The organism is Stutzerimonas stutzeri (assembly GCF_024448985.1).
GTDB classification, from domain to species: Bacteria; Pseudomonadota; Gammaproteobacteria; order Pseudomonadales; family Pseudomonadaceae; genus Stutzerimonas; species Stutzerimonas stutzeri_AP.
In genome coordinates, this window is sequence record NZ_JAMOII010000001.1 from 173,474 (window position 1) to 200,205 (window position 26,732).

Sequence of the window (26,732 nt, forward strand, 5' to 3'; positions counted from 1 at the left end):
ACGCCATGCGGGTTCCTCTATGCCACCAGTAACCCGTACCGCTTCACAATTGCAGCGTGAGAATCTTCAATGGCGGTCGCCCGTCGGCGGAAGGGAAGTCCAGCGCCGGCGACAGCGCCTGACAATCGCGTACCGACCGTCCAGCTTTTGTTGCGCACCGCAGAACCTGCTCGCGCCAGCCGTCGAGGTCGACCTTCGCCAGGTTGTTGCAGCAGACCAGCACGCCATTTTCAGCGGTGGTGAGCAGTGCAGGCTTGAGCAGGCTCTGATAATCGCGCAGCAGGTCGACGGTGCCGAATGCGCTTTTCGACCAGGCTGGCGGATCGAGCAAGACCAGGTCGAACTGTTGCGGTACGAGGCGTGGATAGTCGGGCAGTGCTCGCCCACGGCGCTGTGGGACCGGCAAGCCCGCCAGCTGGCGGATCGCAGGGAAATAATCCGACTGGATAAACCGCATCGGCGCCAGTTCGGGATTGAGCGCGCCGTTCTCCCTTCCGACTGCGAGGTTGCTTTCAGCAAAGTCCAAATTACACACCTCCCGCGCACCACCAGCAGCCGCGCAGAGGCCGACGCCACAGGTGTAAGCGAACAGGTTGAGCACCGACTTGCCGGCACTGTTGGCCTTGATCCAGCCGCGCGCGTTGCGCAGGTCGAGAAACAGCAGCGGATCCTGCCCGCTGTGCCGTGCGCGGACCCGGTAGTTCAAGCCCCACTCCCGACCGACCTGATCTTCCAGCGCCGCGGGATCGGCGCGATAGACTGAATCGTCGCGATCGATACGCGAGTTACCTTGGGAACGGTCGTTGTAGACCAGCGAGAGGGCTTCGCCCAGAGCGGTGCAAAGCTGCTGGTGCACGGCCAATAGCACGTCGCGTTCGAGCGGCTGATGAAAGCTTTGCACCAGCAGCTGCGGGCCGTAACGGTCGACCGTCAGACCGGGCGCGCCTTCCTGGCTACCGTGGAAGAGTCGGTAACAATCGGTGGCCTGGTCGTGTAATTGGTCGAGCAGAGTTTTGCGATGGTGGAAGGCGGCGCGCAGCGCCTGTTCGAGAGACGGCATGCGCGGCGACTCGGAGAAATGGCCGCGCAGTTTATCGGAAATCGCCGGTGCAGGGCGGCTGGGTACTAGGGTCTGTCACCGTTTCGTCGCGAGGCGCGTTGCTGCGCCAAATGTCGCCAGGCCGGGCGGCGCTCCGCAAGGCGCGGGGCGCAGGTAATGGCCTGGGCCGACCGCCTCGTTCCCAAGCCAAGTCCCGCGACGCCGCATGGCGAAATTTGCCGCGCAACCCTTCGGGCCGGGCCTGTTTTTGCGCGATGCGGCGTTTCTCGTCGCTCATTTGGAACAACCAAACGTCGCTTCTCGTGCGATCTCCATGGATGGAGTGAATGCCGCAAGCCCGCCGGGAGCGGGCGCGGCCTTGCCTCGCGCAAAACAGGCTCCGGCGCGGTCGCGCACGAAACGCCGACAGACCCTAAGCGGTGCGCGATCACCGCTCGATTGCCATGGCCACACCCTGTCCGCCGCCGATGCACAGCGTGGCCAGCCCTTTATGGGCGTCGCGGCGGATCATTTCGTGCAGCAGGGTGACCAAAATGCGGCAGCCGGAGGCGCCAATCGGATGGCCGATGGCAATGGCGCCGCCGTTGACGTTGACCTTGTGCGCGTCCCAGCCGAGCTCCTTGCCGACCGCAAGCGCTTGGGCGGCGAACGCCTCGTTGGCTTCGATCAGGTCCAGTTGATCGAGCGTCCAGCCTGCTTTCTCCAGGCATCGGCGGGTGGCCGATACTGGGGCAATGCCCATGATCGCCGGATCGACACCCGCATTGGCGTAACCGGCGATACGCGCCAGCACCGGCAGGCCTAACGCCTTGGCCTTGTCCGCACTCATCAGCAACACGGCGGCGGCGCCGTCGTTGAGGCTGGAGGCGTTACCGGCCGTTACGCTGCCGTCTTTCTTGAAGGCGGGCTTTAGCTTGCTCAGGCTCTCGGCTGTGGTGCCCGCACGCGGCTGCTCGTCGGCTTCAAACACCAGTGGATCGCCCTTGCGCTGAGGAATCTCGATCGGCGTGATCTCGTCACCGAAGCGCCCTGCCTCGATGGCGGAAACCGCCTTCTGTTGGGAAGCGGAGGCGAAGGCATCTTGTTCCTCTCGGGTAATGCCGTACTTCGCTACGAGATTTTCGGCGGTGATGCCCATGTGATAGTCATTGAATGCGTCCCACAGGCCATCCTGGATCATGCTGTCGAGCAGTTTGCCATGGCCCATACGCAAGCCCGTGCGGGCCGCAGGCATGACGTAGGGCGCCAGGCTCATGTTTTCCATACCGCCGGCAATCATTACTTCGGCGTCGCCGCAGCGGATCGCCTGTGTCGCGAGGTGCAGCGCTTTCAGGCCGGAGCCGCAGACCTTGTTTAGCGTCATGGCCGGGACCGCGGTGGGCAGGCCAGCATTGATAGCGGCCTGGCGCGCCGGGTTCTGGCCGGCGCCCGCGGTGAGGACTTGGCCGAGGATGACTTCGTTCACCTCGGCAGGGTCGATACCGGTTTGCTGCAGCAGACGGCGAATCACGGCTGCGCCCAGGTCGGCTGCCGGGATATTGGCCAGCGCGCCCTGAAAGCTGCCGACGGCGGTACGGGTAGCGGCGACGATGACGACTTCTTGCATGCTGGTTGACCTCGAAAGGGAGCGGGTTCGCGCGAAGTGTCCATGGTGGCATACCGCTCTGGGCGCCTCCACTTGCGGAACCTGCCGGTCACGTTAGCGGCTGGGCAGTCCCATGCGCCGGCGTGCCCGGTGTACCGAACCGTTGCGTACGGCCCAGCGCAGCAACGGGGCGGTGCGTCTGACGCCGAACCGTATCAACTGACGCTGAGCCGGGCTCTGCTGCAATGCGAGCATGGCGCTCGCCCAGTCCGGTAGCAGCTCGACTCCCGCCTGCATCATCAGTGCGCCGAATGGCCGGGCCAGCGCGCTGGGTGCCGGTGCGTCGAACAGCACGCGAACAATTTCGCGCGAGCGCTCGTCGCACTGCAGCTGCGGCTGTACCTCTAACAGATATTCGTCCACCTGCCGCCTCGAGCGCGGCACCTGGCATGCGCCAAGAGATTCGGCGATCTGCGCGACCTCATCGTAATAGCGGTCCTGATCATCGCCAGACAGGGCCGGGTTGAGGTAACGCAGGTGCGCCTTGAGAAAGCTGCTGACCTCGGCCACATGCACCCACGTCAGCAGTTCGGGATCGTAGGCGGCGTAAGGGCGGCCATCGGCTGCATGGCCGGTGACCTTCAGATGTATCGAACGGACCCGTTCGATTAGCCGCTGTGCATCAGCCTGGCTGCCGAAGGTTGTCGCCGATATGAATTGCCCGGTACGTCGCAAGCGGCCGAGCAGGTCTTCGCGGAAGTTCGAGTGATCCCAGACGCCGGCCAGCGCCAGCGGATGCAGTGCTTGCAACAACAATGCGGAAATGCCACCGATCAGCATCGAAGTGAAGTCGCCGTGGACCCGCCAGCAGACGGAGTCCGGGCCGAACAAGCCAGGATCGCCCGGCGGATGCTCATAATCGACGCCGCCAAGGGCCAGACCGGTGAGGCTGAGCACCTGTGATTCGACGTGACGACGAATGAATTCCATGACCGGGGCGTCTGCAGCGATGGGTGAGCCGGAATGTTACCCGATGGATGCTGTTAGCGATTGGGGGGGGCTGGGTTTCAACCGGACAGCGAGTGCCGCCCGGTTGCAACGCAGGATCAGCCGCGATGACGGCCGCGGAAGAAGTCGATCAGCCCCTGAGTCGAAGCGTCTTCGGCTGGCGGCGCGTCAAAGCTGGTCATCTGACCGTAAACGGCCTTGCCCAGGTCCTTGCCGAGCTCCACGCCCCACTGATCGAAGGAATTGATTCCCCAGATCACGCCCTGGACGAAGACCTTGTGCTCGTAGAGGGCGATCAGCGCACCGAGACGGCCGGGGCTTATGGTTTCCATGACAACGGTATTGCTCGGTCGATTGCCCGGAATGACCTTGTGCGGCGCCAGGCGCTCGATCTCGGCTTCGCTCATGCCCTTGGCGCGCAGCTCCGCCTCGGCTTCTTCGCGAGTCTTGCCGCGCATCAGCGCCTGGCTCTGAGACAGGCAATTCGCATACAACCACTCGTGGTGGTCGGCCACTGGGTTGTGGCTAACCACCGGCACGATGAAGTCGGCCGGAATCAGAGGCGTGCCTTGGTGTAGCAATTGGTGGTAGGCGTGCTGTCCATTGGCGCCGACACCACCCCAGATCACCGGGCCCGTGGTGCAGGAAACTGTGGTGCCGTCCTGACGTACGCTCTTACCGTTGGACTCCATGTCCATCTGTTGCAGGTGTTTGACGAAGTTGCGCAGGTAGTGGTCGTAGGGCAGGAAGGCGTAGCTCTGCGCACCCCAGAAATTGTGGTACCAGACGCCCAGCATTGCCAGCAGGACCGGCATGTTGCGTTCGAACGGCTCGCTGAGGAAATGCTGGTCCATGCTGTAAGCGCCGGACAGCAGATCCTTGAAGTTGGACATGCCGATGGCCAGCGCGATCGGCAGGCCGATGGCTGACCACAGCGAATAGCGACCGCCGACCCAGTCCCACATCGGGAAAATATTCTTCTCGCGGATGCCGAACTCAACTGCGGCTTTTTTGTTGCTGGTCACCGCGATGAAGTGACGGTAAAGCTTCTCCTCTGTGCCGCCCTTGCCGAGGTACCAGGTGCGTGCGGCCTGGGCGTTCTTCAGTGTCTCGAGCGTGCCGAAGGTCTTACTGGAGATGATGAATAGTGTGGTTTCGACGTTCAGCTTGGCGGTCACTTCGCGGAATTCGCTGCCGTCGATGTTCGCCAGGTAATGCGTGCGCACGCCATGTTGAGTGAAGGGCAGCAGTGCCTCGGAGACCAGCTGCGGACCGAGAAATGAGCCACCGATGCCGATGTTCACCACGTCGGTGATGGTTTTGTCGCTGAAGCCGCGCCAGAGGTTGTTGTGGATGCGCGTGACGATGTCGGTCATCTGCGCCAGCGCGGCGTGCACGTCGCGCATGATGTTCTGCCCGTCGACCATTACCGAATCGCCCATCGGGCGGCGCAATGCGGTGTGCAGGACCGGGCGATTCTCAGAGGCGTTGATCCGCTCACCTTCGAACATGGCGCGAGCGGCCTGCTCGACACCGGCCTCGCGGGCCAGGTTCACCAGAAGGGTGCGCGTCTCGGGTGTGATCAGATTCTTCGAATAATCGAGAAACAGACCGCAGCAGGAAACCGACAAGTCATCGAAGCGTGTCGGGTCGGCCTTGAATGCGTCGCGCATGCTGAAATTCTGCATGGCAAGGCGGTGTTCTTCCAAGGCCTTCCAGGACGACAGGCCGGTGGCATCGAGAGGGTGCTCGTAATAGCTCATGGTAGTGCGGCTTCCTTTGCTTTGGCGGACTGTCTCGATTCTGCTCTACCCCAGGCGTAGCCCTGGAGCTGCGGTTGGACAGTCATGCGATGATGCTGACACGCTGGCACTCATCCTGAATGCATCGGGCGCGTACCGCTCCGGTTCAATGAAGCGAGGGTGGCGCATCCTGCGCCGCCGAGACAGTCTGACTTGGAAAAACGCTCGGCGTTCCGAATGCTCGCAGCGCCCGGTACCGATACCCGTCATGGCCCTCTACGACCATTACAGATTCGCGCGTCAGGGGGAACCCTCAGCGTCTGTTCAGGATCTGCTGCGCGTCGGCCCTGCTGCGTTAAAAACAGGCTCAGAATGCTCATTTACACCGGTAAACTCGAGTGCGAGCCCAGTCCGCTTCCTCGCCTGTTTTTGCCTTGCAGGTCTTTAGCTCGCGAGATCGTGAACAAGCTCTCGGGGCAGAAAAAAGCCCGCGACGCGGGCGGCGTGCGGACTTTCGAACGACTCATTCGTAGTCAGGCGACCTGGACCGGAATGGCGTTGCTGGTATGGCTGAGCTCGCCATCCGCGCCCATGTACAGGACGTGTGGCTTGAAGCTGGCCAGTTCGGCTTCGCTGTAGTGGGCGTAAGCGCAAATGATCAGGCGGTGGCCGACGCCGGCCTTGTGCGCGGCTGCGCCGTTGACAGAGATGATCTTCGAACCTTCTTCGCCACGGATGGCGTAGGTGGTGAAGCGCTCACCGTTGTCGACGTTATAAATCTGGATTTGCTCGTATTCACGAATGCCGGCCAGGTCCAGCCAGTCGCCGTCGATGGCGCAGGAGCCTTCGTAATCCAGCACCGAGTGGGTTACCTGGGCGCGGTGCAATTTGGCCTTGAGCATGATGGCGTGCATGGCGGGTTCCTCCGGGTGCGCAAGCGGCGCAGAGTGTGCCCGAACCCACAAGTGTGATCAATACCGGGGACGGGCAGGGTTGTGCCGATGGTCGGCGGTTATACCGATGCGGGTCTGATATCGACCAGCAGGTTATCGATCAGGCGGGTCTTGCCGAGGAACGCCGCTGCGAGGATAACCAGCTCGCATGTATCGGCTGTGGCTGGCTGCAGGTCCGTCGCGTTGCGAATTTCCAGATAATCGGGACGTAAGCCGGCTGCTTGCAATGTCTGCTGCCCCTCGGCCAGTAGCGCCGAATAGTCGTGATCCCCGTTGCGAATCGCGTCTGCCAACTGATTCAGCGTGCGATACAGGGTCGGGGCAATGGCGCGTTCCTCGGTACTGAGGTAGCCGTTACGCGAGGACAGCGCCAAGCCGTCTTCGGCACGCATCGTCGGCTCACCAATGATTTGCACCGGCATATTTAAGTCGCGCACCATGGTGCGGATCACCGCCAGCTGTTGGAAGTCCTTCTGGCCGAACACGGCAAGATCGGGCAATACCATGTTGAACAGTTTGCTGACGACGGTCGAAACGCCATCGAAATGGCCAGGCCGGCTGCCGCCACAGAGCCCTTCGGATACACCCGGCACACGCACGATGGTCTGCATGGTCTGGCCGTGGGGATACATTTCCTCGACGCTGGGTGCGAACAGCAGGTGGCAGCCCGCCTCGAAGAGCTTTTCCTGGTCCGCCGTGAGCGTGCGCGGATAACTGGCTAGATCCTCGTTCGGACCAAACTGCAATGGGTTGACGAAGATGCTGGCCACAACGAAATCCGCACGTTGGCCGGCCTTCTTCACCAATGCGATATGGCCAGCATGCAAATTGCCCATGGTCGGCACGAAGCCGATGCGCTTGCCCTCGCCACGTGCGCGGGTCACTGCAGCGCGCAGGTCGGCGACGGTTCTGACCACATTCATGCGGAAAATCCGTGTTCGGGTGCAGGGAACTCTACTGCCTTCACTGCCTGGACGTAGGCGGCGATGGCTGCTGGGATATCGCCGTGCTCTTTCATGAAGTTCTTGACGAACTTCGGTGCGCGTCCACTTAGGGACAGGCCGAGCATGTCGTGTAAGACCAGCACCTGGCCATCGGTCGCGCTGCCGGCGCCGATGCCGATCACCGGCACCGCCACTGCCTGGGTGATGCGGGCCGCCAGCTCGCTGGGTACGCACTCGAGCAGCAGCATGGCAGCGCCCGCCGCTTCGAGCGCCTTGGCGTCGGCAATCATCTGCAGCGCCTGGGCCTCCTGGCGGCCTTGCACCTTATAGCCGCCCAGTATGTTGACTGTCTGTGGCGTCAGGCCCATGTGGGCGCAGACCGGGATGCCGCGTTCGGCCAGCAAACGGATGGACTCGGCCAGCCATGCTGCACCCTCGACCTTGATCATATGTGCACCGGCCCGCATCAGCGTGGCCGAGTTGTCCAGGGTCTGCTCAATGGTGGCGTTGGCCATGAACGGCAGATCGGCGACGATCATCGCGCCGCGGTTGCCACGTTTGACGCAGGCGGTGTGGTAGGCCATCTCTTCAACGGACACCGGCAAGGTGCTGTCGTGACCTTGCAGGACCATGCCCAGCGAATCGCCGATCAGCAGCATCTCGACTCCCGCTTCGCAGGCGGTCTTGGCGAAGGTGGCGTCATAGCAGGTGAGCATGACGATCTTCTCGCCTTTCTGCTTGAGGCCTTGCAGGGTGGTCAGGGTTACGTCTGGCATGAATGCCGTCCTCCTAGAGCCTCTGAGGGATCACGGTAGTCGGAGCGTCATCGATGGGCAGGATTACCAATTCGATGCGTGCCGGCAGAGGGCGCTTATAGTCCTGATGGCGGCGAGCTAAGTCAATCGTGAGTGTTACCCGCACGTTACACCTGTTACCGGTGGGTTACAGCGGTTCGTCGAGACGTTCGAGGCCTTCGAATGGGCAGGCCGCCAGCAGATTGGCCAGGTTGCGTCCATCTGGAAGCTGCAGATTCTGCGGCGCGATTTCGGCGAGCGGATAGAGCACGAAGGCTCGGGCATGCAGATGATAGTGAGGGACGGTCAGGCGCGGCTCGTCGAGTAACCGATCGCCGAACAGTAGAACGTCGAGGTCCAGTGTTCGCGGTCCCCAGCGCTCGGCCTTGCGCTCGCGGCCATGAGCTTTTTCGATGGCTTGCAGCGCGTCGAGCAGATCCAACGGGGCCAGCAGGGTTTCGAGCGCGGCGACGGCATTGTTGTAGCGCGGCTGATCCGGGGGGCCGAGCGGGTCGCTGGCGTATAGCGAAGACACCGCAACGAGCCGAGAAGAGGGGACGTCCGCCAGTGCCCTGAGCGCACCGCGCAACTGCTCGCGTGGTTCGGCCAGATTGCTGCCCAGACCGATATAAACCCGTTCCATTATTCGCCGGAGGTCGGTGCGCTTTCGTTCGGGCCGCGCTTGCGTCGACTGCCACTACGGCGGCGTTTGCGCGGCGCTCCGCTGGCGTTGTCCTTGCTGCTGAGGCCGCGAATCATGTTGCGACGCTCGCTTTCACTGGCCTCCTGGTAGTCGGTCCACCAGTCGCCCAAACCATCGGTCTGCTCGCCGGCACTCTCGCGCAGCAAGAGGAAATCGTAGCCCGCACGAAAGCGCGGATTGTCCAGCAGTTGATCGGCGCGACGCCCCTGGCGCCGCGGCAGACGCTCCTGCATGTCCCAGATTTCCCGCATCGGCATGGTGAAACGTTTGGGTATGGCGGTGCGCTGGCACTGTTCCCAGATCAGCTCATGCGCGGCATCCTGCATCGCCGGTATGGGCGGCAATCCTCTGGCTTGAGCATCGGCGACGCGCGCCGGCAGAGCCGGCCAGAGCAGGGCGGCGAACAGGAACGCGGGAGTGACGGGCTTGCCCTGAGCAATGCGCTGATCGGTATTGACCAGCGCGTTGCGGATCAGCGTTTCGGTGTACTCGGGATTGTCTTCCAGCGCCTCGGCGCTGGCCGGGAATAGCGGCGCGAAAAGGTCATGCTCCAGCAGCAAGTCGAAGGTGCGCTCGGCCTTGCCGCTGAGGAACAGCTTGATGATTTCGTCGAACAGGCGGGCTGAGGGCACATCGTTCAGCAGGTCGGCCAGATCGGCGATGGGTTCGGCGCTGTGCTGCTCGATCTCGAAGTCCAGTTTGGCGGCGAAGCGAACCGCTCGCAGCATGCGCACCGGATCTTCCTGATAACGCTGCTCGGGGTCGCCGATCAGGCGGATCAGCCTGTTACGGATGTCATGTACGCCATGGGTGTGGTCGAGGATGTGCTCGCTCGAGGGGTCGTAATACAGCGCGTTGATTGTGAAGTCGCGACGCTGGGCATCGTCTTCCAGGGTGCCGTAAACGTTGTCGCGCAGGATGCGGCCGCTTTCGTTACGCGAAGCCAGGTGGCTGGCCTCGTCGTCATCTTCTTCCGGATGGTTGGCGCGGAAGGTGGCGACCTCGATGATCTCGCGTCCGAAGTGCACATGGACCAGCTTGAAGCGTCGACCAATGACCCGAGCGTTGCGAAATTCGGCGCGTACCTGCTCAGGCGTGGCGCTGGTGGCGACATCGTAATCCTTCGGGTCCAGATCCAGCAGCAGATCGCGGACACAACCGCCCACGACATAAGCCTCGTACCCGGCATGCTGAAGCCGCTCGACGACGCTGACGGCATGTCGGCTCAGATCATTGCGGTGCAACGAGTGCTGCCGGCTGGACAGTATTTCGGGTGTGCGACGGGGGTGCGGCAAACGGCGCAGGGGCAAACGAAAAGACTGGAACAGCTTTTTCAGCATGGGAGGCACTGTGTGGCGAAAGGACTGAGTGGCGAAGCGAATGGCCACGAACGAGCGTGGATTCTAGCACCGGGAGCCGGGATGGTGAACGAAGCGTGGGAAGGTGTCAAAAAACGGCCGGTGCCAGAAAGCACTAAGGGGAGCCGAAGCTCCCCTTTTAAATGATGTCGCGTGCTTTGTTGTTATTAGTATTTCGGGCGTGTTGTTTTTGTTTGATCACCCGTTCCTTTCAGCTATCGCTTCCAGGAATTGCTCCTACATTGGGAGCAAAGAGCAAACGGATTGCTTTGGTCGCTGACTTGCCATCGATCATATGATCCAACCAGTTCAGGCTCTGCTTATGCAGTTCTTGTTGTTCTCAGCCTGGTTGTGGGGCAAAACCCCATTTAGCAGTTCCTCTCCAAAAGAATCAGTTAGCTACGCCTCTGCCTTCTTGTATTTGTTCTGCTAGAGCCGGTACGTCTTGTTCTTATTGTGGGTCTGCTTGTTATTGTTGTTGTGCCAGATATAAAGCATTTGCTGTGCCAGTTTTTGAAATTCCTTATAAAACAGGCAGTTATGTTTCGGTATCGTTTTTCGGTCTACAAAAAAACCGGGTTCCCGTTACCGATGAACCCGGTTTTTGTTACGTCTCGATGGGGTGGGTAACAACCGCTACCCGGTGGCGCTCGATTTGCGTCGCGGGATTCCCAGACGCTGGCGACGTTCCCACAGGCACTTGCGGCTGATGCCCAGCTTGCGGGCCAGTTCGGTCTCGGTCATGTGGTCTTGATGCTCGAGCACGAAATGCTGGAAGTAGTCTTCCAGGGAAAGGTCCTCGGTCGGCTCGTTGTTGGTCGAGACGGCGCCGCCCAGCGGAGCGCAGGGCTCATCGAAATCGTCGTCGAGAGTGTCGAATTCGATATCGATGCCCAGCAGCTCAGCGCTGATTTCCTCGCTCTCGCTGAGGATGGCGGCACGCTCGATAGCGTTCTCCAGTTCACGCACGTTACCCGGCCAGGCGTAGTGCCGCACCGCCTGCTCCGCCTCGCGGGAAAAGTGCATCTCATCGGAACCCATACGTTCGCTCTGCCGCGCCAGAAACGCCTTGGCGATTTCCAGGACGTCGGCGCCGCGCTCGCGCAGGGGCGGCAATTTCAAGGCGATGACATGGAGCCGGTAATAAAGGTCTTCGCGAAACTGGCCGTTCTTGGCCAGCGTTTTCAGGTCGCGGTGGGTCGCGGCGATCAGGCGCACGTCGACCTTCTGCGACTGGGTAGAGCCGACACGCCGGATTTCGCCTTCCTGTAACACGCGTAACAGTCGCGCTTGTGCTTCCAGCGGCAGCTCGCCGATTTCGTCGAGAAACAACGTGCCGCCATCGGCTGCTTCCACCAGGCCGGCGCGACCGGCACTGGCGCCGGTGAATGCCCCTTTCTCGTGGCCGAAGAGTTCGGATTCGATCAGGGTTTCGGGAATGGCGGCGCAGTTGACTGAGATCATCGGGGCTTTGGCGCGGCGGGAAAGATTGTGCAGCGCGCGCGCGACGAGCTCTTTGCCGGTGCCTGATTCACCCTGGATCAGCACGTTGGAATCGGTTGGCGCGACCTTGCGAATCTTGCTGAACAAATCCTGCATCGGGCCGCTGCGGCCAATGATGCCGATCTCGCTGTTACCGGAGCCACTATCTGTTACCGGGCCCGCGGCGCTGCGCGAGGCGGCAGCCGGAGCGGTGGCTGCCTTCTGTCGGTCGTGGAGAATGCGGGCCACGGTTTGCAGCATTTCGTCGTGATCGAAAGGCTTGGCGATGTAGTCCACCGCGCCCATCTTCATCGAGTCCACCGCGGAGCGCAGGCTCGCGTAGCTGGTCATGATCAGAACCGGAGTGCCTTCGGCGAGCTTGATCAGCTCGGTTCCGGGCGCACCGGGCAGGCGCAGATCACTGACGATGAGGTCGAAACCCGGAATGCTGTAGCGCTCCTGCGCTTCCTGCACCGATCCGGCTTCGCTGACTTCGTACTGGTTGCGCTCGAGGAGCCGGCGCAAGGCGGAGCGGATGATGGTTTCGTCTTCGACGATCAGAATATGTGACATCAGTACTCTCTCGACGGTCTGAAAGCGGCTGCAGCTCGGTAGAAAGGGCGCGTAGCGGAGCCTGTTCCGCAGCCTGTGCAAGCGGTCGCGATGGGGCGGGGCCTGCCGCCGGGCTGGAGGCCGCTTTCGCAAGCCCAGACTCGGCCGGTTCCCCGCTGAGTTGTTCATGGCAGCTATGCCTAAACAACGCCCATCGCCTCGTCAATCAACGGTATCGTTCGTCCCGACATATCGCGGCAAAGTAATGCGGAAACGAGTTCCGCGTTGGGTTTCAACATTTGCCGGACTGTCGATGTTGATCTGCCCATAATGCTCTTCCACGATCGAATAGACCAGCGCGAGGCCAAGTCCAGTGCCTTCGCCCGGGTCCTTGGTAGTGAAAAACGGCTCAAAAAGACGGTCCAGAATCGATTGGGGAATACCGCTGCCTTCGTCTTCAACGATGAGGTAGACGGTCTGCTCGGACACCTCGCTGCGGACCCGAATTGCGTCGCCTGGCTCCGATGCATCGCGGGCATTGGATAGTAGATTGATCAGTACTTGAGCGAGACGCTGAGGGTCGCCTTCGGCCAGATGCTCCGGGTCGCACAGGTTGAAAAAGCGCACCTCGGTTCCGTGGCGGTTGAGCGAAAGCAGAGCGATCGCATCCTGCGCCACTTCCGCCAGGCTGACCGGATAAAAATCCTGCTGCCTGCCGCCGGCATGCGCGAAGCTCATCAGCGATTGGACGATGCGCGAGACGCGCTTGGTCTGTTCGACGATCTGGTTGCTGATTTCGCTGATCTCGTGATCGGCTTCGCGCTCCTCACGCAGGTTCTGCGCCAGACAGGCGATGCCGGTGATCGGGTTCCCGATTTCGTGGGCGACGCCGGCTGCCAGGCGTCCGATGCTGGCCAGGCGTTCGGAATGCACCAGGCGATCTTCCAATTGCTGGGTTTCGGTGAGGTCTTCAATCAGCAGGACCAGGCCACTGTTGCTGGGCGCCAGGGGCTCGGCGATCGCGGCTTTGTGTAGATTCAGGCAGCGGCTGTGGCCGTCCAGCTGCAGCCGTTGCTTATGCAGGTGCTCGTCGCTCTGTCCGATGAAATCCATCAGCAAACTCTGCCAGGGTTCGGCGATGGTCGACAGGCGCGAGCCGACCACTTGCAGTGCCGGGATATCGGTGAGCTCTTCCAGCGCTCGGTTCCACATCAGGATTTCCTGATCCTTGGCCAACGAGCAAACGCCCATGGGCAATTCTTGCAGGGTCTGGCGGTGATAACGGCGCAGCGCATCGAGCTCCGCGGCGAGACCGGTCAAGCGCGAGTGATAGTCCTCGAGACGGCTTTCGATGAAGTGGATGTCTTCGGTCACGTAGCCGTTCGCGCCGTTCTTGTAGGAGAGGAAGTTTTCGACGATGTCTTGGGCAACGCTCGGCCCCATCAAGCCGGACAGGTTCGCCTCGATGCGATCACGCAGCCGGCGCAAGGCGTAAGGACGGTGTTCATCGAACGGCAATTGCAGATCTCTCAGCGCTTGCTCCACCTCGCGCTGTGCGGTCTTGGCGCCCAGCGGTTTGGCGAGTTGGGTAGCGAATTCTTGTGGCGAGGCGGCGGCCAGTTCGCGTCGCTGTGGCCGGCGGACGTTCTCGACGGCGCAGGCTTCCGCTGCGGCCTGTTCCTCGGCGCTGGTCTCGGTGAAGATCGAGAACAGCGAAAAAGCCAGCACGTTGACTGCCAGCGAGGCGATCGCAGCCAGGTGCCAGCTTGTGTCGTCGAGTACGTAGACGACGTTGAACAGTGGGATGTAGATGCCATCCAGATTGCCGACCAGTGGCAGCAGCATGGTCAGCACCCAGACGGCAATGCCGGCCAATAGCCCGACGATATAGCCGCGGCGATTGGCGGTCGGCCAGTAGAGCACCGAGAGCACGCCCGGCAGGAATTGCAGCGTGGCGACGAAGGCGACGATGCCCAGGTTGGACAGGTCCTGCTCGGCGCCCAGCAGGAGGTAAAAGCCGTAACCGGCCATGATGATTGCCAGGATCAGGCTGCGTCGGGTCCATTTCAGCCATCGATAGATGTTGCCTTCGGTAGGCGGCTGGTACAGCGGCAACACCAGATGGTTGAGCGCCATTCCCGACAGCGCCAGGGTGCTGACGATGATCAGCCCGCTGGATGCGGAAAGGCCTCCGACGAAGGCCACCAGCGTCAGCATTTCGCTCTGCGCGCTGATGCCGAGGCCCAAGGTAAAGTATTCCGGGTTGGTACTGACGCCGAGTTTGAGGCCAGCCCAAAGAATCAGCGGCACGGCCAGGCTCATCAGCAACAGATACAACGGCAGGCCCCAGCTCGCGCTCACCAGCGCCCGAGGATTGAGGTTCTCTGTGAACGTCATGTGGTACATGTGCGGCATGACGATGGCCGAGGCGAAAAATACCAGTAGCAGAGTTCGCCAAGGGCCTTCCTGCAATGGTGTGTGTAGTGCCTGCAACGCAGACTGATTCTGCAGCAGCCAGATCTCCAGCTGATGCGGGCCGCCGAACACGACATAAAGGGCATAGACGCCAATGGCGCCGAAGGCCAGCAGCTTGACCACCGACTCGAAGGCAATGGCGAATACCAGCCCCTCGTGCTTCTCCCGCGTCGCGATATGCCGAGCACCGAAAAGAATGGTGAACAGCATGATCATCACGCAATAACCCAGCGCTACGCGTTCCTGCAGCGGTTCGAGCGTGAGAATGCCGATGGCATCGGCTACCGCCTGGATCTGCAGCGCCAACAGCGGCAGCATGCCGACCAGCATGACGATCGTGGTCAGTGCGCCGGCCCAGGTACTGCGAAAGCGGAAGGCGAACAGGTCCGCTAGCGAGGCGAGCTGGTAGGTGCGGGTGATGCGCAGGATTGGATAGAGCAGCACTGGCGCCAACAGGAAGGCGCCGCAGACACCTAAATAAGTGGCAAGAAATCCGTAGCCGTACTGATAGGCCAGACCGACCGTGCCGTAGAACGCCCAGGCGCTGGCATAGACGCCCAGTGACAGGGTGTAGGTCAGCGGATGGCGGATCACCCAGCGCGGAATGAGCCCGCGTTCACTGACCCAGGCGACCCCGAACAGCACCAATAGATAGGCGACGCTGATCAGGATCAGATGGCTGAGGCTAAAGCTCGTCTGCATCGCGCTGGCTCTGAAGGATGAAGGTCACCACGATAAGGATCAGCCACAACAGATAAGGCCGATACCAGGCGCCGTTGGGGTCGATCCACCATTCCATGATTGCGGGGGAGAACAGATAGATCCCCACCACCAGGAGCAGCACCAGTCGGTAGATGTACATGCTGGAACTCGTGTCGGAAGTGGGGGGATGGTAAAGGAAGCAGCTGGAAGCCTGAAGCTGGAAGCTTGAAGTAAGAGCAAAAAGCTTGCGGGGTTCCGGCTTAGCCCTCACGTTGGCTTCCAGCTTCCAGCTTCCAGCTTCCAGCTTCCAGCTTCCAGCTTCCAGCTTCCAGCTTCCAGCTTCCAGCTTCCAGCTTTAGGCCAATTGCGCTTCGGCCAGCGTCAGAGTGCGCGGGATGAGGCCGGCATCCCAGCGCGGGACCGCCCATGCGAGAACTTCGCTGGGCATGGCGTCGTTCAGTTCCGGGGCGGTCGGTTGGCCGAGGGCGCGCAATGCGCGGAGCAGCAGCGGGGTGGCTTGCTCGGGTTGCAGGGGCGGTGAGCGGTAGCTTTTGCCCAGTTTGTGCCCGTCCGGCTGGATGATCAGCGGCACATGCAGATAGCGCGGCTGCGGCAGGCCGAGCAGTTCTTGAAGGTAAAGCTGGCGCGGCGTGGAATCGAGCAGGTCGGCCCCGCGGACCACGTCGGTCACGCCTTGCCAGGCGTCATCCAGTACCACGGCTAGCTGATAGGCGATCAGGCCGTCGCGGCGACGGATGACGAAGTCGCCGACCTCGCGGCTCAGATGTTGGGCGAATTCGCCCTGGACGTGGTCGGTGAAGCGGTATTCCAGGGTCGGCACGCGCAGGCGGATCGCCGCGTTTTCCAAGGGCTGGCGTGCGTCGCGGCAGAAGCCGGGATAGGGACCTGGATAGGCTTCGAGCTGCTTGCGCGAGCAGGTGCACGGGTAGGCCAGGCCCTCGTGCAGTAGACGCTCGACCGTTTCCTCATACACCGCGTGGCGTCCGCTCTGGCGCTGCATGGGACCGTCCCACTCGAAACCATAGGCGTCCAGCGCCTGCACGATGGCAGCCTGCGCGCCGGGCATTTCCCGTGGCGGATCGAGGTCTTCCATGCGCAGCAGCCAGCGGCCGCCCAAGGCGCGGGCATCAAGGTAGGAGGCGAGTGCGGCAATCAGCGAGCCGAAGTGCAGGTAGCCGCTGGGTGTCGGGGCGAAGCGTCCAATGTAGTTGGATGTCGAGGGCAGGGGAGAAAGCATGGGCCGGCTCGGGTGGTGGATCAGCGAGGCGGATACTGCGCAGACGCGCGAGGTGGAAATTAAGCGGGGCGCCGAAGCGCCCCGTTCAGGATCAGGAACCGATCTGCTTTTCCTTGATTTCCGCCAGCGTCTTGCAATCGATGCACAGCGTGGCAGTAGGGCGGGCTTCCAGACGGCGGATGCCGATCTCGACGCCGCAGGAGTCGCACCAGCCGTATTCGTTGTCTTCGATCAACTGCAGCGTCTCGTCGATCTTCTTGATCAGCTTGCGCTCACGATCGCGGGCGCGCAGCTCCAGGCTGAACTCTTCTTCCTGACTGGCGCGATCGGCTGGGTCGGGGAAGTTGGCCGCTTCGTCCTGCATGTGGTGCACGGTGCGATCGACTTCCTCCATCAGCTCCTGCTTCCACTTGTTGAGGATGCCGGTGAAGTGAGCGCGCATGTCGTCGCTCATGTACTCCTCACCCTTGGATTCCTTGTAGGGCACGAAGGCGCGAATCAATTGGTTGTTGGGTGTTGTTTTGGTAATGGGCATGGATGAACGCCTCTCGCTATGTCCATTGCGCAGGATAATGAAATCCCTCTGCCGGCCCGTGCCGGCCCTGCGGCTGCAAGCGGGCGAACTTACCAGATCGTATCGGGGTGCGCTACTCCCGAATATCACGGTGGCTGCGGCGTCAGAGGGACCTTCGGTAGAATTCACGTTTTGTACTCTTCAGGACGGTCAGATGACCTCGTCATATAGCGCGCGTAGTCGTGCAATCGAACCCTTTCATGTCATGGCATTGCTGGCGCGAGCCAACGAGTTGCAGGCGCTGGGCCGTGATGTCATCCACCTGGAAATCGGCGAGCCGGATTTCACGACTGCGGCACCCATTGTCGCGGCCGGGCAGGCTGCCCTGGCGGCCGGACATACGCGTTATACCGCTGCCCGAGGGCTGCCACAGCTGCGCGAGGCGATTGCCGATTTCTACGAGCAGCGCTATCAACTGTCTATTGACCCCGAACGCGTGCTGATTACTCCCGGCGGGTCGGGTGCGTTGTTGCTCGCCAGCAGCTTGTTGGTCGACCCGGGTAAACATTGGCTGCTGGCCGATCCTGGCTACCCCTGCAATCGGCATTTCCTGCGCCTGGTCGAAGGCGCCGCGCAACTGGTTCCGGTGGGTGCCGATGTCCGCTACCAGCTGACGCCTGATCTGGTCGAGCGCCATTGGGACCAGGATAGCGTTGGCGCCCTGGTCGCCTCACCGGCCAATCCCACCGGAACCTTGCTCAACCGGGACGAACTGACGGGTCTTTCCGCAGCGCTGAAGGCGCGGGGCGGACATCTGGTGGTGGACGAGATCTACCATGGCCTGACTTACGGCACCGACGCGACCAGCGTGTTGGAGGTGGATGACGAGGCTTTCGTGCTCAACAGCTTTTCCAAGTATTTCGGCATGACCGGCTGGCGTCTGGGCTGGCTGGTGGCGCCGGAGGCGGCCGTGCCCGAGCTGGAGAAGCTGGCGCAGAACCTCTACATCAGCGCACCGACCATGGCTCAGCATGCGGCGCTGGCCTGTTTCGAGCCGGCCACGCTGGAAATCCTCGAAGCGCGCCGCGCCGAGTTCGCCAAGCGCCGCGACTTCTTGCTGCCGGCCCTACGTGAGCTGGGTTTCGGCATCGCCGTGGAGCCCGAGGGCGCATTCTATCTATATGCCGATATCAGCGCGTTTGGCGGCGATGCCTTCGCGTTCTGCCGGCACATGCTGGAAACCGAGTTCGTGGCGATCACGCCGGGTCTCGATTTCGGCCGCCATCAGGCCGGGCATCATGTGCGTTTCGCCTATACCCAGGATCTGCCGCAGCTGGAAACGGCGGTCGAGCGTATCGCCCGGGGCCTGCAGAGCTGGCAAGGCTGATGCGCTTCGCTACGCCGTTGGAAACGGGCCGGCTGGTGCGGCGCTATAAACGTTTTCTCGCCGACATCGTCACAGATGCCGGCGAGCATCTGTGCATTCATTGCCCCAACACCGGCTCGATGCTCAACTGCATGGGTGAGGGCGCGCGCGTCTGGTTTCAGCGCAGCATCGACCCGAAACGCAAGCTGCCGGGTACCTGGGAACTGGTAGAAACGCCGCAGGGGCGGCTGGCCTGCGTGAACACGGCGCGCGCCAATCGCCTGGTGGAAGAGGCGTTGCTGGCCGGGTGGATCGAGGAACTGGCGGGCTTTACCGTGCTCAAGCGGGAAGTTGCCTACGGTACGGAAAACAGTCGGGTGGACTTTCGTCTGGAGTATCCGTCGGGACCGGCGTTCGTCGAGGTCAAGAGCGTGACGCTGGGCTTCTGTGACAATGCGGTGGCGGCTTTCCCCGATGCGGTGACCACTCGCGGCGCACGCCATCTGCGCGAGCTGGCGGCGCTGGCGCGTGATGGTATACGCGCCGTGCAGCTGTATTGCGTGAACCTGTCGGGCATCGAGGCGGTGCGTCCGGCGAGCGAAATCGACCCGCTGTATGCCGCCGCGTTGCGCGATGCCGTGGCGGCCGGCGTCGAGGTGCTGGCCTACGGCGTCGAGCTGTCGCCCGAGGAGATTCGCCTGTCTCGCCGGCTGCCGGTGGTTCTATGAGTCCTCTCAGTCATCGTTTGGCGTCACGCGCCAGATGATATTGCCGACGTCATCGGCTATCAGCAGCGCGCCGGCCTTATCGACGGCGACACCCACCGGGCGGCCCATGGCTTCCTCGCTGGCGCTGAGAAAGCCGGTGAGAATGTCCTCGGTCGCGCCGTCCGGCTTGCCATCCTTGAACGGCACGAAGACGACTTTGTAGCCACTGCGTGGCTTGCGATTCCAAGAGCCATGCTGGCCGATGAAAGCGCCGTGCCGGTAGCGCTCCGGCAGCAGGGAGCCTTCATAGAAGGCCAGCCCCATCGAGGAGGTATGGGCGCCCAAGGCGTAATCGGGAACGATGGCTTTTGCCACCAGATCCGGTCGTGGTGGCTCGGCGCGCGCGTCGACGTGCTGGCCGAAGTAGCTGTAGGGCCAGCCGTAGAAGCCGCCGTCGCGCACCGAGGTCATGTAGTCGGGCACCAAGTCGCTGCCGATCTCGTCGCGCTCGTTGACCGTGGTCCAGAGTTCTCCGCTGTCCGGCTGCCAGGCCAGCCCATTGGGGTTGCGCAGGCCCGAAGCGAATAGGCGCAGGGTTTTGTGCTGCGGATCGACTTCGAGAATGGCGGCGCGGTTTTCCTCGGCCTCGATCCCGTTTTCCGCGACATTGCTGTTGGAGCCGCTGGTGACATAAAGGCGCGAACCGTCCTGGCTGGCGATTACGTTCTTTGTCCAGTGATGGTTGATCGGCCCGGCGGGCAGGTCGACGACCTTCTCGCCTTCGCTGTCGATGCGGGTGGTGCCTTCTTCATAGGGATAGCGCACCAGTGCATCGGTATTGGCCACGTAGAGCTGATCGCCCACCAGCGCCATGCCGAACGGTGAATTCAGCCCTTCGAGAAAAGCCGTACGTTCTTCCGGTGCGCCATCGCCGTCGGCATCGCGCAGCAGGGTGATGCGATTGGCGCTCTGGCCACCGGAGCCGGCCCGGGCCATGACCTTTTTCATGACCCAGCCGCGCAGACCTTTGTTGCCTTCCGGCTTTGGCGGTGCGTCGCTTTCGGCTACCAGCACGTCACCGTTGGGCAGGACGTAGAGCCAGCGCGGATGATCGAGATCCCGCGCGAAGGCTTCCACCTGCAGACCGGGCGCCGCTTGCGGCTTCGCTCCGTCGGGCCAGCCGGTGGCCTTGGCGATGTTGACGGTGGGTATCAGGGACTCTCGCAGCTGCGGAAGGGTCGGCTCCGGCCCGTAACCAGTGTCCACCGGAACGGTCGCGGTATCGCCACAGCCGGCGAGGCCGAGCATCACGGAGGCGGTGACCAGATAGGTGTAGCGGTTTGGCATGGGTGGCTCCTGGCTCGATGGCGATGTCGCTTCAAGGATGTGAATCGCGGTCGCGGCCCTGTTTTTCATCGTGATCGTTGTCGGCCGCCTTGCTGGCGTGTTGCTCCATCCGCGGCATGAGCAGAAAGATCACCAGCGCGAAGCCGGTCGTGAGTACTGCCGTGGCCTCGTGGCCGAGCCCGGCGGCGACACCGATGGTGGCGGTCAGCCAGATGCCAGCCGCCGTGGTCAGGCCTTTGACGTCTTGTTGCGAATTGCCCTTGAGAATGGTGCCGGCGCCGAGAAAGCCGATCCCCGTGATGATGCCCTGCATCACTCGCGACAAGTCCTCGAGCGGCATGCCTGCCTCGAGCGGCACCAGCACGAACAGCGCAGCGCCGAGCGCCACCAGCATGTGCGTTCGCAGGCCCGCCGCCTTGCCCTTGTATTCCCGTTCATACCCCAGAATGCCGCCGAGCGCCGCTGCCAGGAGCAGGCGCATCGACACACGAATCAGATGCTCCAGATCAGGGATGTCGGAGAATTCCGATGCAACGGTACGGGTCAGGATTTCCCACCATTCCATGCATGCCTCCGCCTGGCTCCGCGATGGTGTGTGTCTGATTTCGAGTCGGGACCGGCATGGCGGTTCACTGCGTGACGTCGAAGCGCAGCATGCCGATCATTTGCCCGGCTTCGGTCAGGACCCGCACGCGCCAGCGGCCCTCCGGCTTACTCGGGAAGTTGCGCTTGTGGGTCCAGGCGCGATAACCCGCCTCGCGTCCCCCGCTTATGTCCAGGGGAATGCGGTCGACGCGCCGGCCGTTGTGCTCCCAGACATGATAGATGCGCTCTTTCAGGCCGCGCGGTGCGTTGATTGCGGTAAAGGCATAAAGACCATTGGCATGGAGCTCCCGGCTGGAAAGCTGGCGCAAGCGGTTACCAGGTTTGCGCGAGGCGTCGTCGATGCTCATGGTCACGGCGACATCGGTCAGCCACAGCGTCGCTGGTGGGACCCAGGTGCGGCCCATCCAGCCCGCTAGCCCGACGCTGAGCGCAAGCAACGGGATGGCAATCAGGCTTTTCCAGTTCCATTCGGGGAAGAAGCTGAGAAGGCTGGGCAATGCCAGCAACACGGCAATGGCCAGAGAACACAGATAGCTCTGCGGCGTGGACAGGTGAAAGATGATCGGTAGTGCCGTCAGCAGGACCGCGAATAACGTCAGCGCATGGAAGGCCAGGTAGATCCAGCGGCGCGGCGCCAGCCATTTGTAGTACAGCGGGTCGATCAGCGAGACCAGCGCGGCGACTCCCAGCATCACCGTGAACACGGACTGGCCGCTGTTCCAGGTCGTGGTGATGAAGAAGAACGGAATGATGAAGAACAGGCTTTCCTGATGCACCATTTGCGTGACGTAACGCAGCAGCGGAGGCGGGACCTTCCAGCCGAACCGGCGCTCCACGCCGCGTCGCAGGCTGTTTTCCAGCATCAGCCAGAGCCAGCTGGCCAGCATCACCGCCGCGATTACCTTCGCCAGCCCGGCATGGCGCTCCACCAGAACGAAACTGGCGACGCCCGAGCAGAATCCGAACAGCGCGACGACGCCCGGATAGCGAAGAATCAGGCGCGAGGCCAGATTGAAAAGGCCGGCAAGGCGGGATTTCAGCAGCATCTAGGTTTCACGCTAAGCGGTGCCTTCTGTGACTGTTGGGGCCGGCTGGAGGCTGGGGAGCCTGTGCAAGCTAGTCGTCTGATTAATCGCGACGCACGCGGATGCGATATGCGTTTGCAGGTTGCGATTATCCGTTACCGAATAGGAATTGGCTCCCTTGTCCGTTCAAGCGTGCTGAAGTCGGGCAGCATGGATAGCTGACTACTGACGGTCCGCGGTGGCCTGAACGATCGCAGCCCGTACATCCGTATAGGAACGTGCCGTTTCCGGCGACAGGCGTACCAGCGGCAGACCGACGGTCTGGCTGAGTTCGTCGAGGAAGGCATTGGCTTCGGTTGCCTGCTCCATCTCGATCGCGCAGCGAGGCTCCAGCGTCTCCCGGTCGCACAGAAGAAAGTCGAAGCGCGCCGCCGAAATCCGATTGACTGCCTGATACCAAGGGGCTCGCCGTGGTATCGCCGTCACCTCGATCACGTCGGCGACCCGCACCTTGCTGAGAATCAGATAGTCGTTTGCCGCTTGCTGTAGTAGCGCCAGCAGTTCAGTTTCGCTTGGCTGAAAGAACGGGCGTTTCAGCTGGTAGGGCATGCGCAGCGCAGGATGCCTGTATTGTCGCTGCTTGATGAAGAAGACCAGGACGAAACAGGCAAATGCCACCAGTACCAGTCCTATGAATCCAGTCATTTCGCCCCCGGCGATTGCGCGCGCGCCTGGGTTGCCGCAACAGAACGGACAAGCATACGGATACTCCAGCTCAAGTTGTGAATTCGAACATTGGAGCGAGCGGATGCAGGCGAGTTCGTTCGGTGATGATCGTGTTTCAGCTGTGCGGGGCTTGGGTGGGGTGTGTGGTCCCTGCTTGAAAGCTAGATGGTTATCCCCGGTTACTGTGGAGAGGCTTGTGGATAAGCCCTAGTAAACGCTATCGAAGCGCCGATATTGCTGGGCTGCGGGACATTGTTCGTTTTTCATCCGCCATGGGTTTGAAATAGCGAATGGTGGCAAGCGGGTCGGTTAAACGACCGGTTCGCCAGCGCAACTGCCAGCGGCTGCCGAGGCGTAATTGGCAAAAAGCGTCTGAAAGAAGTCGAAGTTGGGCATGGTCGCGGTCCTTGTGAAATTTGAAAGAAGGTTATCGCTCTGAATCGTTGGTCGCTCTTAGTTTCTAGGTATGGCTACGATAGCCTCTCGCGGTGCTTACAGTTATCCCCGTCTGCTGTGCAGCGATCTGTGGATAAGCTCTTCGTGCCTTTCTAGGTACCGCGCCGATAGCGGCGTTGCGCTGGCTGGTTACTTTTTATCCAAGTTTGTCTTGGGAACATGTAAGTCTTTGAAAATGCGCCATCAACAGGCCGAGTTGAGGCAAAAAAATGACACGGAAATGGAGTTTTGCACTTATCCCGAATAGCTGTGGGGCGTTCTGTGGATAAGGTGGGGAGATGAGCCGCCCGAGCCCGTTGCGGCTCGCTTGCAGACGGTCGTACAAAAAATAGCCAGCGTTGCGCTCGATCATTCGAGCCGGGACCGACCTCGCTATCATCCCGCAGCGTTATGCCGGGGCATTCATTCACGGCCGTTTGATTGTGAGCCGTACTCGCCTCGTCGACACTCGCGGCACCTTTGCAACGTCATCCAATAACAATCTGCTGGAGGAATTTCGAATGACTGAAGCCATCCGCTTCGAAGACAAGGTGGTGATCGTGACCGGCGCTGGTGGCGGTCTCGGTCGCGCCCATGCACTGCTGTTCGCTCGTCATGGTGCCAAGGTGGTGGTCAACGATCTCGGTGGCAGCGCTCAGGGCGAAGGCGCCAATAGCTCGGCTGCCGATCGCGTGGTCGAGGAAATCCGTCAGGCTGGCGGTACGGCCGTCGCCAATCACGACTCGGTGACCGACGGCGAGAAGATCGTCCAGCATGCGCTTGATAACTTCGGGCGCATCGATGTGGTGGTGAACAACGCCGGCATCTTGCGCGACAAGACCTTCCACAAGATGGAAGACGCTGACTGGGATCTGGTCTACAAAGTGCACGTCGAGGGCGCCTACAAAGTCACCCGCGCCGCCTGGCCGCACATGCGTGAGCAGGGTTATGGTCGGGTGATCTTTACCGCGTCCACGTCCGGTATCTACGGCAATTTCGGCCAATCCAACTACGGCATGGCCAAGTTGGGTCTCTACGGCCTGACACGCACCCTGGCACTGGAAGGACGCAAGAACAACATTCTGGTCAACGCCATCGCGCCTACCGGCGGCACGCGGATGACCGAGGGCCTGATTCCTCCTCAGGTCTTCGAGCAGCTCAAGCCTGAACTGGTCAGCCCGCTGGTGGTGTATCTGGCCAGCGAGCAATGCCAGGAGACATCTGGTTTGTTCGAAGTGGGCGGTGGCTGGATGGGCAAGGTGCGTTGGGAGCGCAGCCTGGGCGTCGGTTTCGATCCGAAGGCGGGCTTCGATGCCGAAGACGTCGCGGCCAACTGGCAGCAGATCTGCGATTTCGAGAATGCCGCGCACCCGGCTGACAACCTGGCAGCGTTGAAGGAAATGATGGCCAATCTGCAGAAGTATGCCGGCTAGCTGCCGCGCGGTACCTGGGCTCAGCGCGCAAACGCGCCCTGAGCCTACCGCCGGACTTGAACGGGTCAGCCTGCTTTAGCCGGCAGCAGGCGCAACGCCTTCGCTCGAGCCTGGGCGAGATCACGTACGTAGTACAGATGCCCTTCGAGCCGACGAATGCCGGCGCGACGTAGCTTGAACCTCACCCGGGCATTGCTGCCGCAGAGAATCAGCGCAATGCCCTGCTTGCGATAGTCCAACAACACGTTTTCCAGCGCCGCCAGAGCGGTCATGTCGAGCATCGGCACGCCGCTGATATCCACGATCACGATCTGCACGTCCGGATTGAAACGTCGCAATACGCTCAATGCCTTTTCCGCAGCGCCAAAGAACAGCGGGCCGCAAATCGCATAGGCGGCAACGTGCTCGGGTAGATCTTGGAGCAGCTGGTTCCGGCCGTTGCGCAGGCTGGTGGTATCGGTCAGCTCGCTCATCCTCTTGATGAACAGCCCGGCGGCCAGCAACAAGCCGACGCCCACCGCCAATACCATGTCGAACAGCACCGTCAGGATCAGGCAGGTCAGCAAGACCAGCACGTCGCTGCGCGGCGCGATGCGTAGTGTCTTGACCACATGCGGCGCTTCGCTCATGTTCCACGCCACCATTAGCAGCAATGCCGCCAGTGCCGCCATCGGCAGGTAGCTGAACAGCGGCGCCAGCCAGAGGATTGCCACCAGCACCACGCCCGCATGAATGATCGCCGCCAGCGGCGAGAAAGCGCCAGCTCGCACGTTGGTGGCGCTGCGAGCGATGGCTGCGGTGGCCGTGATGCCGCCGAACAGGGGCGCGACCAGATTGCCGAGACCCTGGCCCAGTAGCTCGGCGTTCGGGTCGTGGTTGGTGCCGGTCATGCCGTCGGCAACCACGGCGCAGAGCAGCGATTCGATGGCTCCCAGCATGGCGATGGCGAAAGCGGGCGCCAGTAATTGATGAAACAGCTCGAAGCTCAGGGTTAGCGGTTGCCCGTCCGGGCCGGGCAGCAGCCAGGGCCAGGCGAAATCCGGAAGCAGCGGTGGTATGCCGGGATGCGCGACGCCATCGACCGTGTAGCTGAAACGCTCACCCAGTGTGGCCACGGCCAAGCCGGACGATTCCAGCGCCATTCCCGCCAGCGCACCGACGATCAGCGCGACCAGATGGCCGGGCACCTTCGGCACCAAGCGCGGCCAGACGATCAATATCGACAGGCACAACGCGGCGACCAATGCATCGCCCGGCTGTGCGCTGGGCAGAGCGCGAGCCAGCATGCCCAGTTGTTCGACGTAGTGGTGGGGTTGTTCGGTAATCGTCAACCCAAGGATGTCTTTGAGTTGCAGGGTCGCGATAACGACACCGATGCCCGCAGTGAAACCCAGAATGACCGGGTAGGGCACGAACGGAATCAACTTGCCTGCGCGTAGCAGCCCGAGGACGATCAGGATGAGCCCGGCAAGCATGGTGCAGAGCAGCAAGCCGCCGAGGCCGAACTGTTGGGTAATCGGCAGCAGAATCACCACGAAAGCAGCGGTCGGCCCGGACACGTTGAAGCGCGAGCCACCTGTCAACGCGATCAGCGGCGCGGCAATCAACACGGTATACAGGCCATGCTGTGGCGCAACGCCCACGGCAATCGCTAGCGCCATGGCCAGAGGGATGGCGATGATCCCAACCGTCAGCCCGGCAATGAGGTCACCGCGTAGCGCGGCGCCACCGTAGCCCGACCGAAGGGCCTGACGCCAGGCAGCGAATAACGGCGGAACGTTCATGGTGGCCACGTCCTGTGCGCAAAGCGCCAAGTATAAGCGCCGCGCTCGACAGATGGGCTGCCGGACGGCGACATCGGCGCCAAATCGAGGATTTTCATGTACGACCTTGGTCGCAAGCATCCCTGGCGCGTTGAGTGCGCTCGCCTCGCGGAGTAAACTGCGGCCCCCGTAAG

At 61.9% G+C, this 26,732-nt stretch carries 22 protein-coding genes; 3 read left to right on the forward strand and 19 right to left on the reverse strand.

The annotated features are described in order from the left end of the window. Window positions 1–43: 43 nt before the first annotated feature. From NA647_RS00830 to dksA, 14 genes are all read right to left on the reverse strand, one after another. Window positions 44–1,060 carry a class I SAM-dependent rRNA methyltransferase gene (locus NA647_RS00830; protein WP_256055982.1) on the reverse strand — a complete coding sequence of 339 codons (1,017 nt, stop codon included), beginning with the start codon at window positions 1,058–1,060 and terminating at the stop codon, window positions 44–46. A 427-nt stretch (window positions 1,061–1,487) separates the two neighbouring features. Continuing rightward, window positions 1,488–2,666: an acetyl-CoA C-acetyltransferase gene (locus NA647_RS00835; protein ID WP_256055983.1), complete on the reverse strand. Its 1,179-nt coding sequence runs from the start codon at window positions 2,664–2,666 to the stop codon at window positions 1,488–1,490. Window positions 2,667–2,759: 93 nt separating this feature from the next. Next, the gene (locus NA647_RS00840; RefSeq protein ID WP_256055984.1) at window positions 2,760–3,635 is read right to left on the reverse strand and encodes an oxygenase MpaB family protein; all 876 of its coding nucleotides are present in this window, start codon (window positions 3,633–3,635) and stop codon (window positions 2,760–2,762) included. A 116-nt stretch (window positions 3,636–3,751) separates the two neighbouring features. Next, window positions 3,752–5,416 carry a glucose-6-phosphate isomerase gene (pgi, locus tag NA647_RS00845; RefSeq protein ID WP_256055985.1) on the reverse strand — a complete coding sequence of 555 codons (1,665 nt, stop codon included), beginning with the start codon at window positions 5,414–5,416 and terminating at the stop codon, window positions 3,752–3,754. Between the two features lie 512 nt (window positions 5,417–5,928). Next, window positions 5,929–6,309 (reverse strand): aspartate 1-decarboxylase, encoded by a 381-nt coding sequence (gene panD, locus NA647_RS00850; protein WP_003298244.1) that lies wholly within the window; start codon window positions 6,307–6,309, stop codon window positions 5,929–5,931. 98 nt (window positions 6,310–6,407) lie between these two features. Then, window positions 6,408–7,271: a pantoate--beta-alanine ligase gene (gene panC, locus NA647_RS00855; protein WP_256055986.1), complete on the reverse strand. Its 864-nt coding sequence runs from the start codon at window positions 7,269–7,271 to the stop codon at window positions 6,408–6,410. Continuing rightward, complete coding sequence (panB, locus tag NA647_RS00860; protein ID WP_256055987.1) at window positions 7,268–8,068, reverse strand: 3-methyl-2-oxobutanoate hydroxymethyltransferase; 801 nt, start codon at window positions 8,066–8,068, stop codon at window positions 7,268–7,270. Before panB ends, panC begins: the two co-directional genes overlap by 4 nt. Window positions 8,069–8,234: 166 nt before the next feature. Next, window positions 8,235–8,729, reverse strand: a complete 495-nt coding sequence (gene folK, locus NA647_RS00865; protein WP_256055988.1) for a 2-amino-4-hydroxy-6-hydroxymethyldihydropteridine diphosphokinase — start codon at window positions 8,727–8,729, stop codon at window positions 8,235–8,237. Further along, window positions 8,729–10,129: a polynucleotide adenylyltransferase PcnB gene (locus NA647_RS00870; protein WP_256055990.1), complete on the reverse strand. Its 1,401-nt coding sequence runs from the start codon at window positions 10,127–10,129 to the stop codon at window positions 8,729–8,731. The genes folK and NA647_RS00870 overlap by 1 nt, the downstream gene beginning before the upstream one ends. Before the next feature lie 654 nt (window positions 10,130–10,783). After that, window positions 10,784–12,202: a sigma-54-dependent transcriptional regulator gene (locus tag NA647_RS00875; RefSeq protein WP_256055991.1), complete on the reverse strand. Its 1,419-nt coding sequence runs from the start codon at window positions 12,200–12,202 to the stop codon at window positions 10,784–10,786. Between the two features lie 201 nt (window positions 12,203–12,403). After that, window positions 12,404–15,358, reverse strand: a complete 2,955-nt coding sequence (locus tag NA647_RS00880) for a sensor histidine kinase (protein ID WP_256055992.1) — start codon at window positions 15,356–15,358, stop codon at window positions 12,404–12,406. Then, window positions 15,342–15,518 carry a hypothetical protein gene (locus NA647_RS00885; RefSeq protein ID WP_256055993.1) on the reverse strand — a complete coding sequence of 59 codons (177 nt, stop codon included), beginning with the start codon at window positions 15,516–15,518 and terminating at the stop codon, window positions 15,342–15,344. The genes NA647_RS00880 and NA647_RS00885 overlap by 17 nt, the downstream gene beginning before the upstream one ends. Window positions 15,519–15,713: 195 nt before the next feature. Next, window positions 15,714–16,616, reverse strand: coding sequence for a tRNA glutamyl-Q(34) synthetase GluQRS (gluQRS, locus tag NA647_RS00890; protein ID WP_256055994.1), 903 nt, complete (start codon window positions 16,614–16,616; stop codon window positions 15,714–15,716). A 91-nt stretch (window positions 16,617–16,707) separates the two neighbouring features. Further along, the gene (gene dksA, locus NA647_RS00895) at window positions 16,708–17,151 is read right to left on the reverse strand and encodes an RNA polymerase-binding protein DksA (protein ID WP_131650762.1); all 444 of its coding nucleotides are present in this window, start codon (window positions 17,149–17,151) and stop codon (window positions 16,708–16,710) included. Between the two features lie 193 nt (window positions 17,152–17,344). On the opposite strand from dksA, the gene NA647_RS00900 reads away from it, so the two are divergent. After that, window positions 17,345–18,517 carry a pyridoxal phosphate-dependent aminotransferase gene (locus NA647_RS00900; protein WP_256055995.1) on the forward strand — a complete coding sequence of 391 codons (1,173 nt, stop codon included), beginning with the start codon at window positions 17,345–17,347 and terminating at the stop codon, window positions 18,515–18,517. Continuing rightward, window positions 18,517–19,224: a DNA/RNA nuclease SfsA gene (gene sfsA, locus NA647_RS00905; RefSeq protein WP_256055996.1), complete on the forward strand. Its 708-nt coding sequence runs from the start codon at window positions 18,517–18,519 to the stop codon at window positions 19,222–19,224. The genes NA647_RS00900 and sfsA overlap by 1 nt, the downstream gene beginning before the upstream one ends. Before the next feature lie 6 nt (window positions 19,225–19,230). On the opposite strand, the gene NA647_RS00910 is transcribed toward sfsA, so the two are convergent. The 4 genes from NA647_RS00910 to NA647_RS00925 form a co-directional block, all read right to left on the reverse strand. Then, window positions 19,231–20,511 (reverse strand): PQQ-dependent sugar dehydrogenase, encoded by a 1,281-nt coding sequence (locus NA647_RS00910; protein WP_423836454.1) that lies wholly within the window; start codon window positions 20,509–20,511, stop codon window positions 19,231–19,233. Between the two features lie 70 nt (window positions 20,512–20,581). Continuing rightward, the gene (locus NA647_RS00915; RefSeq protein WP_256055998.1) at window positions 20,582–21,115 is read right to left on the reverse strand and encodes an MgtC/SapB family protein; all 534 of its coding nucleotides are present in this window, start codon (window positions 21,113–21,115) and stop codon (window positions 20,582–20,584) included. Window positions 21,116–21,179: 64 nt separating this feature from the next. Continuing rightward, on the reverse strand, window positions 21,180–22,202 hold the full coding sequence (locus NA647_RS00920; protein ID WP_256055999.1) for a DUF5924 family protein: 1,023 nt from the start codon (window positions 22,200–22,202) through the stop codon (window positions 21,180–21,182). 201 nt (window positions 22,203–22,403) lie between these two features. Then, window positions 22,404–22,886, reverse strand: a complete 483-nt coding sequence (locus NA647_RS00925; RefSeq protein ID WP_256056000.1) for a DUF2726 domain-containing protein — start codon at window positions 22,884–22,886, stop codon at window positions 22,404–22,406. Window positions 22,887–23,863: 977 nt separating this feature from the next. Here NA647_RS00925 and NA647_RS00930 point away from each other — a divergent pair. Then, window positions 23,864–24,775, forward strand: coding sequence for an SDR family oxidoreductase (locus tag NA647_RS00930; RefSeq protein WP_256049673.1), 912 nt, complete (start codon window positions 23,864–23,866; stop codon window positions 24,773–24,775). A 65-nt stretch (window positions 24,776–24,840) separates the two neighbouring features. Here NA647_RS00930 and dauA read toward each other — a convergent pair whose 3' ends face one another. Further along, entirely contained in the window at window positions 24,841–26,559 is a 1,719-nt protein-coding gene (gene dauA, locus NA647_RS00935) for a C4-dicarboxylic acid transporter DauA (RefSeq protein ID WP_256056001.1), read from the reverse strand. Window positions 26,560–26,732 lie beyond the last annotated feature (173 nt).